This is a genomic window from Geobacillus sp. 47C-IIb, from assembly GCF_014679705.1.
GTDB lineage: Bacteria > Bacillota > Bacilli > Bacillales > Anoxybacillaceae > Geobacillus > Geobacillus thermodenitrificans.
The window spans coordinates 3,298,648-3,312,343 of sequence record NZ_CP061473.1 but is presented as its reverse complement, the minus strand read 5'-3'; the positions used below and the strand labels follow the sequence as shown (position 1 = coordinate 3,312,343).

Sequence of the window (13,696 nt, the reverse complement as noted above, 5' to 3'; positions counted from 1 at the left end):
ATATCAAAGATTTCGCGATGCGGATCCTAGAAAAAAACACTGAATTTCATAGGCACACGACTTGTTTATTTTAACTTTTAAAACAGCTGAATATCGGTTATAATATAGGCATGTACATACGGCGAGTAACACGCAAAAACAAAGATGGAACGACCGTGGCGTATCTCCAGCTTGCTCACAACGAATGGGATCCGAAGGCCAAATATGCGAAAGCGAAGGTGATTTATTCGTTTGGGCGCGAAGACGAGGTGGATCGCGCTGTCTTGGAGCGTCTGGCCAAAAGCATTTCGCGATTCCTTTCTCCTGAGCAGGCTTGGGAAATCGAGACGTTGACAGGAGAAGTGTCGGATGACTTTCAGTTTCAATCAAGCAAACGCCTTGGTGGCGCTTGGCTTTTGGATCAGCTCTGGAGACAACTGGGATTGGGAGAGATTCTCCACTCCTTGTTTGCCTCCCGACATCATCAGATTCCGTTGGAACGGCTGATTTTTGCCATGGTGGCGAATCGTGCCCTTCATCCGTCAAGCAAGTTGGCGATGGAGGAGTGGGTGGAGAAAGACGTGCATATCCCTCATCTTCCCCAAGTCGCCAGCCACCAGTTGTACCGGGCGATGGATGAGCTGCTGGCTGTGCAGCCGGAATTGGAACGCCAAGTGTTCCATGCCGTGGCCGATTTATTGAACCTGGAAGTCGATTTGATTTACTTTGATACGACTTCGTCGTACTTCGAAGTGGATCCATCCGAAACACCAGAAGGAGAATCGCTTCGAAAGCAGGGGTTTTCCAAAGATAAGCGTCCCGATTTGGTCCAAATCGTCATTGGACTGGCCGTTACCCGGGAAGGAGTCCCCATTCGCGCTTGGGTATGGCCTGGCAATACGATGGATATGACGGTCATCAAACAGGTGAAACAAGACTTGATTGGCTGGAAGCTTGGGCGTGTGATCAGCGTGATGGACCGCGGATTTTCGTCTGAAGAGAATTTGCGAATCTTGCAACAGGCCGGGGGACACTACATTGTCGGCGAAAAAATGCGGTCCGGCAAAGCCGCCGTCGAAGAGGCCCTAAACCGTCGCGGGCGCTACCAACAAGTTCGCGAGAACTTGCATATCAAAGAAATCATCGTGGGCGACGGAGAAGCGCGTCAGCGCTATGTTCTCGTGTACAATCCCAGCGAAGCCGAACGCCAACGCAAGGAACGGGAAACGCTGCTCGAATCGCTGAAAGAGGAGTTGGAGGGGCTTCGCCAACTCCCCAATGAAGCTCATCATAAGGCCACCTGCCGGCTGCGTTCCCATCCGTCCTACGGAAAATACTTGCGTCAATTGAAGGATGGAACGCTTCGCATCGACAAGCAAGCGGTTCGTGAAGCGGAAAAGTACGATGGCAAATATCTCATCCGAACCTCCGATGACACCTTGTCTGCCGAGGATGTCGCGCTCGGGTATAAGCAACTGGTGGATATCGAGCAGGCCTTTCGGACGTTGAAATCAACACTCGAGCTGCGCCCCATGTATCATCGCTTGGAAGACCGTATCCGGGCGCATGTGCTGCTCAGTTGGCTGGCTCTCTTGCTGGTTCGGATCGTGGAGATCCGAACTCATGAATCGTGGCCGAAAGTAAGAGACGAATGCGAGCGTCTCATGCTTGGACATTTTTCTTCAAAAAACGGCGACCTTTATCAACGAACCGAACTGACGGCCAAACAAGCGCTATTCCTTGCGGCTCTAGGGCTGGAACCTCCTCCAAAGATTCTAGGCATCCACCCTCGCACCTAGATACACGCCCGAAGTGTGCCCAAATGCCTCCGATCCCTTTTGTATCAAGGGGCGAGAGGCATTTTGTTTGCCTAGTGACTGTCGAACTCGGGCATGACTAACAGAAACAAATAAAGATTGATTTTTAGAACTATTTGTATTACGAGTAATTGACGCAATAAAGTTATTTTCGCCAAAAATTTCATCAAGTATTTTCCTTAAGTTTGCTACTTCCGTATCATCGATACTAATAAAAATTACCCCGTCATCTGTTAATAAATTCCTTGCTAATTTCAATCTCGGATACATCATATTCAACCAATCGGTATGATACCGTCCGCTTGTTTCCGTATTCGCTTTTGTCGTCTGCTGCGTGATTTCTTTGTAATTTTTGATATTATCGCGAAAATCATCTTTGTACACAAAATCCTTCCCTGTATTATATGGCGGATCGATATAGATCATTTTAATCTTTCCGAAATACGATTTTTGCAACAGCTTCAATACTTCGAGGTTGTCGCCTTCAATATAAAGGTTTTCCGTTGTATCCCAGTTTTTGCTGGATGCTTTGTCCGGTCTCAGCGTGCCAGTGGACGGCGTTTGCGCGAGTTTCATTGCCTGTGTTTTGCCATGCCATGTGAATTCATATTTTTCATTGCGTGCTTCGATCTCTTCCCCAAGAATCAGTTTTAATTTTTCAAAATCGATTTTTCCCTCGGTGACCACGTCCGGAAATAGTTGCTTTAACGCCTCGATATTCGCTTTTACAATATCCATCGATTTTCCATCTAGTTTTTCCATCGTGCTTCCCCTTTCATTGTAATTGTTGTTTCCACTGCTCGATTTGCTTCGTTAGCTGTTGAATTTTCATGTTATACTCTACTTTCCGGTTAAACTGCGTTTCTTTTTTAATCTTGTTTTTCCATTTCGCAATTTCCGCTTCCGCTTGTTCAATTTGCGCAATCAGTTGACGCGATTCTTCGTCAGTAGCAATGTAAAACGCGCCGACCGCTTTCGCGTGCTGAAACGCCTGTACCGCGATATGAATGTCTTGATAAAACCGAAAGAAGTGGGAAAAAGATAGCGCTGTTATATGAATCGCATCAATAAATTGCTGAACCGCTTCATCATCACTGTTGGATGAAAACCACGGAGTATACGCAAATTCCTCTAAAACAACTTGTGTTTTATCGATTTTGTTTAATCGCTTTAAACACGTACCAACCTGAATATTTCCTTCTTTTTCAAATACAATGACGACAGGGTTTGGCAATGCTCCTTGGATAATTTCGCCAATGACAGAAAGGTGGGCATCTTTCGTTTCCTGCCTTAATCGAATCGTGATAAACATAACTCCTTCGTAATGGTAATCCTCATTGATGAATGGCTGGATATTCACCACACTCGGAGTCAGTAAATACGTTAGCTCGATCCGATCGACGTATTTCGTAATATAGTCTTTTTCCTTTTTCGTTAAATCGGCAAAATCGTAAAACATTTTTTTATCCAACTTCTTATGTAAAGGGCGGACTTTATCGTCCAGCCCTATTCTAGCATAAAATGTGAATCCATCCACCGCTCTCACCCTTTAATGATAAGATAAGAGATAATCTCAAAGTCTTGCAAACTCGTATTCGCGTTCGTCACTAAGCTATCCAAGTTTCCGAGATTAAATATGTTCAGCGTTATTTGCTGATCGATTTTGCCAACGATATCTTCCACCGCTTTTTCCAGCAGCGTCTTATATTGCCCCATGTCTTTTCCGTTTTTCGTCTCTTGGTAAAACGTTTCGTATAAATCCCACTCCACTTCTTTTTTTTCCGTTGCATAGCGAACGGTATAAATCCAAAATTTTCTTTACGTGGACATGGTTATACAACACCGTGCCGTCTTCCCGCACGTACACTAAATAATATGGATGGAGCGCGTTTTGTTCGTTTGATGATGCAACGTGATCGATTTGTTTTAGACAGAAAATAACCCCAGGTTGAATTTCGTCTTTTAGCTTTTCGTTTTTATTCACGGTAATGCTAAAAAGCCCTAGTGGCGCTTTTTCTACGGCTTCTTTATGTTCCTTCATGAAATTTAATAAATCCATGCGGAAGTCGTCTAACGTAAAATCGGTTAAAGAAATGTTTCCGGAAATGTCCTCTAGATCAATGACTTCATTTTGCAGTTTTTCGAGCTGTTTACGGCGGTATTCCAAATCTTTCATTTCATTGCTGTTGTCGGCAATGACATTTTCTTCTCCGGTGGAAGAAATATCAAGAATGGTCATTCGGTCTTTTACCCTGTTGACGAGATTAATATATTCATCAAGTTCTATCGATGGCCAGAAGTTAACGAGTTGAATTCGTTCATTTTTGCTGCCAATCCGATCGATACGACCAAAACGTTGAATAATACGAACTGGATTCCAATGGATATCATAGTTAACGAGATAATCACAGTCTTGCAAGTTTTGTCCTTCGGAAATACAGTCGGTAGCGATCAGTATGTCAATCTCTTCTTTCATCTCGGGCATTATTTTTGCCCGTTCCTTCGAAATAGGTGAAAAGTTCATTAAGACATTATTAAAATCGACTTTTTTCATTTTTAATGTTGTCTTTGGATGATCCGAGCCAGTTACAACAGCAGTGTGCAAACCAAAATGACGATAAATCCACTTGTGCAAGTTTTCATATAAATATTTCGCCGTATCCGCAAACGCGGTAAAAATGAGCAATTTCTTGTTTTGGCCGTTAATCGGATTTTCGATTTTGTTTTGAATGACATTTTTCAATGCCAATAATTTTTTATCACGCTCCGGCGTTACTTTTCGCGCTTGGGCAAGCAGCTTCTCCAAAATCTCGCGGTCATATAATATGTCTTGCTTCCAGCGGATTAAGTCCATATCTTTGATGAAAATTTTCACTTTCGAGCCGATTAACGCATCTTCTAAGTCTGGATCTTCCATATCTATATTGTTAATATCTCCGATCGTTTCGTTTTTCGGGTCATATTGATCGATTTTTTGAATGTGCGAATCAATCTGATGAATGATGTTTTCCAATGTTAAAGAAAAGGAATGAATGCTGCTTTCCAATCGTTTCAACAAGTTGGACTTCATTAAATAGACAAGGTTATTTTCCCGGTCGGTTTGTTTAAAAATTCTTCCGTTTGCCACTTTCGTATCGTACTTTTCGTTATAAATAGCCCTTTTATGAGGCAAAATATATTGCATCGGCGAATATACCGCCAACCGCAGCCGCAATATTTCATTATTGATCTTCTCCAGCGGCGGAAATTCATCTTTGGCGTCAATCGTTTCTTTAATATTGATTGGCTTCAAGCGGATCGGAAACGAGCCGATCGCGTTTACATTGTAATATTTCTCGATATGACGGCGCGAACGGGCAATGGTTAATGAGTCAAGCAAGGTGAAATAATCCCAGTTTAGCATATCTAACAACCGCTCAGTAGTCCGCTCTTCTTCAGGAAGATTGCTCCATTTGTTGAACTGCGACTGCGCTCGGCGGATCGTTTGGCTGATGCTTTTGATGTTCGCCGTTTCCGCTAGCGCTTTATCGTTACCTTCCGTAATGAAGGCAATCTGGTTCTTTAAATCATCGAGCTTGTTATTGACAGGAGTGGCAGAAAGCATTAACACTTTCGTTTTCACTCCCGCTTTAATAATGTCGTTCATCAAGCGGGAATATCTCGTCACCCGGTCGTTGCGCGGATCGTTGTTACGAAAGTTATGCGATTCGTCGATAACAACTAAATCATAATTTCCCCAGTTCACATGTTCCAAATTAATATCGCCGCTATATCCGCGCTCGCGCGATAAATCGGTATGGTTGAGCAAGTCATAGGAAAAGCGGTCTTCAGCCAAAATGTTGCGCTTATCATTTAAACGGTAAATAGCCCAGTTTTCCCTTAATTTTTTTGGCGCCAGCACGAGGACGCGATGATTGCGCAGTTCGTAATATTTAATGACCGCTAACGCCTCAAACGTTTTTCCAAGTCCAACGCTGTCGGCGATGATGCATCCCCCATACGTTTCGATTTTATTGATGGCGCCAATTACCCCATCGCGCTGAAAATCGTAAAGTTTGTTCCAAATGACCGTATTTTCAAATCCTGTTCTTGTTTGTAGGGATTCATAGTTTTTCGCATCTTGTAAGAAGCCTTTAAATAGATTGTAGAGCGTCACGAAGTAAATGAACTCCGGTGAATTTTCTTTATACATCACTTCCAAGCGTCGCAATATTTCATCTTTCACATCTTGCAACGCCTGCTCATCTTGCCAAATGGCATCAAACTGACGAAGCAGTTGGGTATTGGCATGCTCATCGTCGACAATATGGTTAATATAAATATTGGAAGAGTTGCTGTAGCCTAGTCCAGAGCTGGAGAACGGTGCACCACCAATTAAGCCGATTTGCGCTCCATCGTTGTTCTTGACATGATACAAACCGCCTTGAATGCGCTGATTGGTGACGGATTTAATTTGTGCTTTTCGTTTCAGCCATTTCGCTAATTCTTTTGCTATGTATGCTTGGTTTAACTCTACTTTATATTTTCTCTCTTCTTCTACCCCATACAGTGCCGCTTCGTTTTTCTCCATTAGCCCTTTTAACAAGCGGTTTCCGTGCACAAAGGTAGGTTCTGTGAAAATGAAACGGAATTCATCGAGTTGTGATAGCTCTTTTTTTAGCTCCGCAAACGCATATAAAGTAAAGTGCGCAGCAGCAATTGATAATTTGCTGCCTTTTGTCATATGCGCTTTTAGAACGTCGCCTACTAAACCGTTTTGTCTATTGTCAATTATTCCTTTTGCTTTCATCAAAAACCGATGCTCCCTTTTATCTCTTTCGTTAACATAATTCTATTTTACTAAAAAAAACAATCGAGCATTGTCGAAATTCGTCGAATAAATCGTCTTACAGGCAAAATTCTTGTTGGAAATAGACCTTCATTCACAAAAAACATCAGTTTTGTCTTTCCTACGTCCTTACCTTACAATAATAAGTTCTTCGTTTTCTACACCTCTCCCATCATCCCCACAACTTCTCGAAACACGGTTGATGGCTGTTTGCGAAGCAGTTTAGCGGCAATCGTTTTTTGCTTCGTGCCGTCCATGATTGTGAGTAGGCCGTCTTCAAGGTGGATGAGCAAGTTTTTGACACAGTATGCCGTGATTTTTGACGCCTGATCCAAGTAACGGGCGTCAAGGTCGAATCGGACACGATCAGACAGCCGCCGCAGCAAGCGCCAAAGGGCAATTTCCTCGCTTGATTTCATGAACAGCTCGGGCAGCTCTTTTGCTTGTTTGATTGTATTAAGCGTCGTCATCGCATAGACGGCGATGCCGTAGCCGACCCGACTACCGAGCCGCAAACCATTCTTGTCCGCCTGACAGCGGTGCGACGGTTGGCAAGTCGCGCAAAAAGTCAAGATGGTCGAGCCGGATGCGATTGAACTCGATCGTATTCGCCCGATCAAGCACTTTTTGCTGAAGGGGTGGGTTGTTTCGTCCATGTTGACGGTGCCGATGATATAGACGTTTGGCGGGAGAAAGAGATCACGCCCCGCCGTTTCTTTCGGCAGTAGCCGCGACGAAATAATGCGGCCATTTTCCCAACGGCGGCTTCCCATCACGCTTAAGACGTCGCTGAAATAATGCTCGACGCGAGCGAGGTTCATTTCATCCAGCACAACGAAATACGGCTTGTCCGGATGGTTCTCGGCTTCGGTAATGACATTGGTGAGCGGCCCAGGCTTGAAATCGCCCTTAATGTCGACATAGCCAAGCAAGTCAGAGCCATCGTTCCAATCTGGGCAAACGGGAATTAAGATGAACTGCCCGTTGTCTTCCGTCGCACCGACGCTTTCAGCCAGCCATTGGGCGATTTTCGTTTTCCCTGTTCCGGAAATGCCGGACAAAATGACAAACGGTTTTGTTTTTAGTGAAAGAAAAAGATTCATCACTTCTTCTTGCGTATAGTAAAATCCTTTAGCGGTTATGTAGAAATGAATATGTTCGACGACTGACCGATCGGAGAGCGATTGCTTAAACGGCGTCATCTTTTCTGTTCGTTCCACGTATTGTCGGTAATAGCCGATCATCGTTTTCAAGTCGCTCACGAGTTGTTCATTGGACGGCAGATTGTCAAACGAATAGGCAATATACACCGCCACTGACCGCTCATATTCTTTCGCCCGTTTGCTTGCACTGAGACGGATGGCGTTATCAGTTTGCACGCGACCCCCAACAGGAATCTGCTGACGGATATCCCGCTTCACCCGCTCCATTTCATCTCGCTTCGTTTCTGTCACTCCTTGGGCGAGTGTCAAATAGAGCCGACACATATCCTCGCTGAACAAGTAGACGATATAATAGCCGCGCTGTGTAGAATCCGTCACCTTTTTGTCCATCACCGCCACCCACGGCGCATCGGTCCACACTCCTTGGCCGACTGAACCTTTGACGATATATCGGTCGGGCTCAACAAACGGCAGCGCTTTTATCTTTTTCGGAATCGCTTTTGTCACGAGTTGAAACGCCCACCGCTCTTTTGACAGTTTTTCGCGTTTTTCTTCTTCATCAATGGCCATGACTTGGCGGAAAAAATCATGCAATGCCATCAGAAACGTCTCCTTCTCGCAAAATTCCCCTTTCTTCTTTTCTACTTTTCTTCTATTCTACTAAAAAAGCGGCTTCTCCCATTAGCAGGAGAGCCGCTTTATGCATCAATGCACAGAACATCGCTGCTCTTCACTTACCAACGATACCTCCCTTCTTTGCGTCCGTTCGAACAAGACGGATGGTTTCATCGCCCAATGATTGATAGGGCTCTGAACTCCCCAACGCACGAGGACAGGCAATCGGAGAATGTGGGACAAAAAAAACGGCTTGAGATATAGCGCTCATTTCTCAAGCCGCTTGTTTTCTATTCAGCTGCGAGGGCATCGGCCTTTGTTCGGTGCACAGTGCCGTGCGGGTGCTGCGGGGGTGCATAGATGGAATAGAGCTTGAGCGGGATCGTTCCGGTGTTGATAACATTATGCCATGTTCCGGCTGGAACCATGATCGCGGAACCGGCACGTACGTTTCTCTCAAACGTCAACTTGTCTTTCCTTCTGCCCATTCGGACGATTCCTTCTCCTTGTTCAATGCGCAAAAATTGATCGACATAGGGGTGAATTTCCAATCCGATATCTTCCCCGACATTCAAGCTCATTAACGTCACTTGCAAATGCGGTCCGGTCCATAAAGCGGTGCGGTACGTATTGTTTTGTTTTGCCGCCTCGCTAATCGAAATGACAAACGGCTCCGGCCCGTAATCTTTCAGCTTGATATTCTCTTTGTACGGAACCGAACCGTAAGGCAACCCGCCGTAATTGTGCACCGGTGGATAAACATAAGCTGGATACGGATGCATATACGGGTAGACAGAAGGATAGGAAGGTAAAAAAGACACGGTATACATCGCTCCACCTCTTCACTGATTAGTCACCGTCATCTTATGCACAACCACAAAGAAGTTGACTCGTGTTTTAGGCATATCTTTTCTGTGCCTCCTCCTGCTCACAAAAAGGCTGCCATCGGCGGTAAATGCGCAATGTTCTCCCATCTACGATTGGAGGCCTGCCCGATGGCGAGTGATGGGCCAAGACATCAGGGGATATCCGACGGTTCCGCTGGTTCAAAAGATCGTTGATGGAAAATACCGATTTTCCATTTCGCTCATGTCTAGAACTCGAGATGATGACGAGAGAGGGATGTGCTACAATGGGGATAAGGCAATCAACTCAGGCGTGCACGACGGGACGCTGTCAAGTTCTCTTATTTGAGGAGGAATGGACAATGAAAGCTCCTGCTTTGTTTCTCGCTCATGGGTCGCCGATGTTGGCGATCGAGGATCATGCGTATACCTCCTTTTTGGAGAAGCTCGGGGAAGGAATGTCCCCCAAGGCGCTCGTCGTCTTTACGGCGCATTGGATGACGCGCAAACCGACGGTTTCAGCAGTGGAAGGGACGTATGGAATGATTTATGATTTTTCTGGATTTCCGCGCGACTTGTATGAAATCGTTTATCCGGCACACGGATCGGTCGAGTGGGCGGAACGCGTGCGGGAGCACCTTGCTCGTGTGGCGGAAGTAGCCGTCGATCAAACGCGCGGGCTTGATCACGGTTCATGGGTGGTGCTCCACCGCATGTTTCCAAGGGCGGACATCCCGGTCGTGCAAGCATCGGTCGTGCCGTGGTGGACGCCAAAGCAATTGTTCCAGCTCGGCGAAGCGCTGCGCCCGTTGCGCGATGAAGGGGTGATGATCATCGGAAGTGGCGGGACGGTGCACAACTTGATGGCGCTTCGCTGGGAAGGGCATGTAGAGGCAGAAAGATGGGCGACTGCTTTTGATGACTGGCTGCTGCGCGAGTCAGCCGCCCGCAGTGAGGATGTATTCCATTATGAAGAAAAAGCACCTTACGCCAAGCAGGCCGTACCGACCCCCGAGCACCTCGCACCATACTGGATCGCTTACGGCGCAGGTGATCACAACCAAGCACCGCGCGTCTTGTTCCGCGACTATCAGTATGGAAACTTAAGCCTCATGGCGGTAGCCTTTTAACGAGGCGGCCCGACCTTGCTTGAAACATGCAGGGCGGGCCGTCTTTTCCTCTGAGAAATCAGCGAGGAGCCCCCGACTGTGAAGCGATCACGAAAATCAGGGAGAATCGCTGGTCACAGCACTCCTTACGAAAGCGCCCGGGCAATATCCGCCGCTAAAACAGCATTGTTTTTCACTAGGGCGATGTTCGCTTTTAAACTTTTCCCTTCAGTTAATGTTTTCACCCGATCTAGCAAAAACGGGGTGACCGCTTTGCCGGTGATGTGCTTTTCTTCTGCCTCCTTAAGCGCTTGTTCAATGATGGAAGTAATGTACGATTCCTCGAGCTCGTCTTCTTGCGGAACCGGATTGGCGACGACGATGCCGCCGTCTAAGCCGAGCGCCCATTTCGTTTCAATGAACTGGGCGATTTCTTCTGCGCTGTCTAAACGGTAGTCGACGCGAAACGGGCTTGTCCGTGAGTAAAAGGCTGGCAGGATGTCCGTCTGATAGCCAAGGACCGGAACACCGTGCGTCTCTAGATACTCGAGCGTCAAGCCTAAATCCAAAATCGATTTCGCCCCTGCACAGACGACGGCGACGTTTGTTTGCGCGAGTTCTTGCAAGTCAGCTGAGATGTCCATCGTCCGCTCGGCCCCACGGTGTACCCCGCCGATGCCGCCGGTCGCAAACACGTTAATGCCCGCCATCGCCGCACAAATCATCGTCGCTGCCACGGTGGTCGCCCCATGTTTCTTTTTTGCGACGACATATGGCAAATCGCGGCGGCTCACTTTTTCAATGTCACAGCTTGTGCCTAAAAATTCAAGCTCGTCATCCGTTAGCCCGATTTTCATCTTTCCATCGATGATGGCGATCGTCGCCGGCACAGCACCGCGGCTGCGGATCAGTTGTTCAACCTCTTTCGCTGTTTGGACGTTTTCCGGGTACGGCATGCCGTGGGAAATGATCGTTGACTCCAAAGCGACGATTGGCTTGCGTTCCGCTTTCGCTGCGGCCACTTCTTCAGAAAAAACAAGGATGTCGTTCATTATGATTCTCCTCCCTCGTGAAAATACTGTTCATACGCCGCTCGCAACCGTTGTTCCGTCAAAGCGGGATTTACCGTTTCGGCGGTTTGCAGCGTCAAAGCCGCGTTGCTTATCCCGAGGCGGCAGGCGTCTTCCACCATATGTCCGTTCAAGACGCCATACAAAAATCCAGCTGCGAACGCATCGCCCGCCCCGGTAGCATCGGCAACCTTGACCACAGGAGCTGCAATCGCTCCCCTCTCCCCTTTCCTTGTCGCGTACACGACGCCCTCAGCCCCGCGCGTGATGACGACATTTTCCACTCCCAAACGAAAAAGCGATTCGATCGCATCATCAAGGCGGCGTTTCCCCGCAAGCGCCATGGCTTCCGCCTGATTCGTGACAAGCCAAGTGACACCGGAAAGAACCGTCGGCAACCGCTTCACTTTGGGCACGGACACAGTCACGACGCAAAGCGGAAGGCGGTCTTGGCGGCACTGCTCGATCACCCATGAGATGACATCAGTCGGAAAATTCGTATCGAGCACGACAGCAGAAATCGGACCGAATTTCAACCATCGCTGCTTCAGCCATTCGTTCCCTACTGTATCATAAATCGCCATATCGGCCAAGGCGAGCACCATCTCGCCACGCTCATCGAGCACCGCCGTATATGCGCCGGTGTTCGCTTCCGGTATTCGTGTGACCATCCTTGTGTCAACATATGGACTCGTGGCATCAATGAGCCATTGACCGTCATGGTCGCCACCGACTACGCTGAGGAGCACAACGTTTTGCCCGAGCCTACCGATATTTTCGGCGATGTTTCTCGCCACCCCACCTGCTGTTTGCGTGCTCACAACAGGATGGGACGTGCCGAGCTCAAACGGCACAAGCAGCCGCGCTTTCCGATCGACGTTCACCCCGCCGATGCAGACGATGGAACCTTTCGTTCGCATGTCTCTCATCCTTTCCATCGCATCCATTCGAAAATGACGCCTCTGCTTCCAATCTTTACTATTGTATCATACAGCCCCTACAAATGAAAAACGCATCCCGCGTATAAGCGGGATGCAAGATTGCTAGTTTTTATATGCGCAATACGGACGCAACTTGACACCGATCAAGCTGCCAAGGAAAGCAAACACAAACCAAATCCAACCATGGACGCTGAAGGAAGCGATGCCGCTGAAATACGCGCCGATGTTGCAGCCGAACGCCAACCGGGCACCGTATCCCATCATCAATCCACCGATGAGTGCACCGATTGTCATGCGCGTCGGCCGCTTCCATTGCACGGGTTTCGCATAGCGGCCAGCGAGCGCTGCGGCCAATAAGGCGCCGAACATTAAGCTAATGTCCATGACCGTCGTTGTATCGTAGTAGAGCGGATTGGCGAGCGCCTGCCGTTTCGCCTCATCTTGCCAATACGCCCAAGCCGTCGGATCGACACCAAACAGCTGGACAAACTTCGCTCCCCACAAGGCGAATGCGGATGTGATGCCCCACGGCGAACCTTTGAATATGAGAACAAGCACGTTCATCAGCGCCAATAATAACGCGCCAACCAACAATGACCATGGGCCTTTGTAAATGGTTTTCCATCCGTGGCGGTGTTCAAGCGGTGTCGTCAACAGCTTGCCGTGGCGCCGCTTTTCCATCACCGTCACGACATAATAGACAACCGCCAGCAAAACAAGTTGCAGCAGAAAGCCGCCCCATGCACCAAACGAAGCAATAAGCGAAATCGGATCGACGTGCGGCATACGCATCCAAACATCAAAATGCGTCGTCGCAATGACCGATCCAGCGATAAACCCGATCAAGGTGACGACACCGTTCGTATCACCGCCGCCAATATGGTACAGCGTCCCGGACGCGCAGCCGTCACCCAGCTGCATGCCGATCCCGAAAATAAAGGCACCAATCATGACAGCAATGCCGACTTCATGCACATTCCCAGCAACGGAATGGCCGAATATCGATCCTTTTATCAGCAACGGCAAAAACAACGCACTTGCCACCGCCATCATGACCATCTGTGCTCGAATGCCTTCCCCTTGACGGTACAAAATGAATTTCCGCCAGGCCGAAGTAAAACCGAAATGGGCTTGATAAAGCACAAAGCCGCCAAACGCACCCAGCACGTACAAAAGCGCCTGTTGCCAAGACACGCGGCTATATAAGAACAGTGCTCCGCCGATTAACACAAAACAGGAGACCGCAATGATCCATGCGGTTGGATTTTTCGGGGCGTTTGCTGCCTGTTTCGCGCGAACATCTCGCTGCGCAGTCATTTCCACGGTGCA

General features: G+C 47.8%; 8 protein-coding genes and 3 pseudogenes. 2 read left to right on the top strand and 9 right to left on the bottom strand.

The genetic code is table 11. The annotated features are described in order from the left end of the window. Positions 1-110: 110 nt before the first annotated feature. Positions 111-1,778: an IS1634 family transposase gene (locus IC804_RS16730; protein ID WP_190300628.1), complete on the top strand. Its 1,668-nt coding sequence runs from the start codon at positions 111-113 to the stop codon at positions 1,776-1,778. Between the two features lie 84 nt (positions 1,779-1,862). Here the strand turns inward: IC804_RS16730 and IC804_RS16725 are convergent. The 6 genes and pseudogenes from IC804_RS16725 to IC804_RS16700 all read right to left on the bottom strand — a co-directional run. Next, positions 1,863-2,558 (bottom strand): annotated as a pseudogene (locus IC804_RS16725) (site-specific DNA-methyltransferase); the annotation flags it as partial. Between the two features lie 13 nt (positions 2,559-2,571). Further along, positions 2,572-3,267, bottom strand: coding sequence for a DUF4391 domain-containing protein (locus IC804_RS16720; RefSeq protein WP_255505863.1), 696 nt, complete (start codon positions 3,265-3,267; stop codon positions 2,572-2,574). Positions 3,268-3,338: 71 nt separating this feature from the next. Continuing rightward, positions 3,339-6,585, bottom strand: a pseudogene (locus IC804_RS16715) (helicase-related protein). Between the two features lie 197 nt (positions 6,586-6,782). After that, a complete protein-coding gene (locus tag IC804_RS19145) occupies positions 6,783-7,139 on the bottom strand; it encodes a hypothetical protein (protein WP_327997423.1) in 357 nt (118 codons plus the stop codon). Continuing rightward, positions 7,129-8,387, bottom strand: a pseudogene (locus tag IC804_RS16705) (MrcB family domain-containing protein); the annotation flags it as partial. The gene IC804_RS19145 and the pseudogene IC804_RS16705, both read right to left, overlap by 11 nt. 305 nt (positions 8,388-8,692) lie before the next feature. Then, positions 8,693-9,232: a cupin domain-containing protein gene (locus IC804_RS16700; RefSeq protein ID WP_008879483.1), complete on the bottom strand. Its 540-nt coding sequence runs from the start codon at positions 9,230-9,232 to the stop codon at positions 8,693-8,695. A gap of 377 nt (positions 9,233-9,609) precedes the next feature. Between IC804_RS16700 and IC804_RS16695 the strand changes: the two genes are divergently transcribed. Next, positions 9,610-10,377, top strand: coding sequence for a DODA-type extradiol aromatic ring-opening family dioxygenase (locus tag IC804_RS16695; RefSeq protein WP_029760528.1), 768 nt, complete (start codon positions 9,610-9,612; stop codon positions 10,375-10,377). A 125-nt stretch (positions 10,378-10,502) separates the two neighbouring features. Here the strand turns inward: IC804_RS16695 and IC804_RS16690 are convergent, their stop codons facing one another. The 3 genes from IC804_RS16690 to IC804_RS16680 form a co-directional block, all read right to left on the bottom strand. Next, the gene (locus IC804_RS16690; protein ID WP_081157255.1) at positions 10,503-11,408 is read right to left on the bottom strand and encodes a pseudouridine-5'-phosphate glycosidase; all 906 of its coding nucleotides are present in this window, start codon (positions 11,406-11,408) and stop codon (positions 10,503-10,505) included. Continuing rightward, positions 11,408-12,346, bottom strand: a complete 939-nt coding sequence (locus IC804_RS16685; protein ID WP_223812834.1) for a carbohydrate kinase family protein — start codon at positions 12,344-12,346, stop codon at positions 11,408-11,410. Before IC804_RS16685 ends, IC804_RS16690 begins: the two co-directional genes overlap by 1 nt. A gap of 123 nt (positions 12,347-12,469) precedes the next feature. Further along, on the bottom strand, positions 12,470-13,690 hold the full coding sequence (locus IC804_RS16680) for a YeeE/YedE family protein (protein ID WP_190300627.1): 1,221 nt from the start codon (positions 13,688-13,690) through the stop codon (positions 12,470-12,472). Positions 13,691-13,696 lie beyond the last annotated feature (6 nt).

What these genes read in the sequence shown, in the direction of transcription:
- IC804_RS16730 (WP_190300628.1), top strand. Translation starts at nt 111, where the DNA reads ATGTACATACGGCGAGTAACACGCAAAAACAAAGATGGAACGACCGTG.
- IC804_RS16700 (WP_008879483.1), bottom strand. Translation starts at nt 9,232, where the DNA reads ATGTATACCGTGTCTTTTTTACCTTCCTATCCTTCTGTCTACCCGTAT.
- IC804_RS16695 (WP_029760528.1), top strand. Translation starts at nt 9,610, where the DNA reads ATGAAAGCTCCTGCTTTGTTTCTCGCTCATGGGTCGCCGATGTTGGCG.
- IC804_RS16690 (WP_081157255.1), bottom strand. Translation starts at nt 11,408, where the DNA reads ATGAACGACATCCTTGTTTTTTCTGAAGAAGTGGCCGCAGCGAAAGCG.
- IC804_RS16685 (WP_223812834.1), bottom strand. Translation starts at nt 12,346, where the DNA reads ATGCGAACGAAAGGTTCCATCGTCTGCATCGGCGGGGTGAACGTCGAT.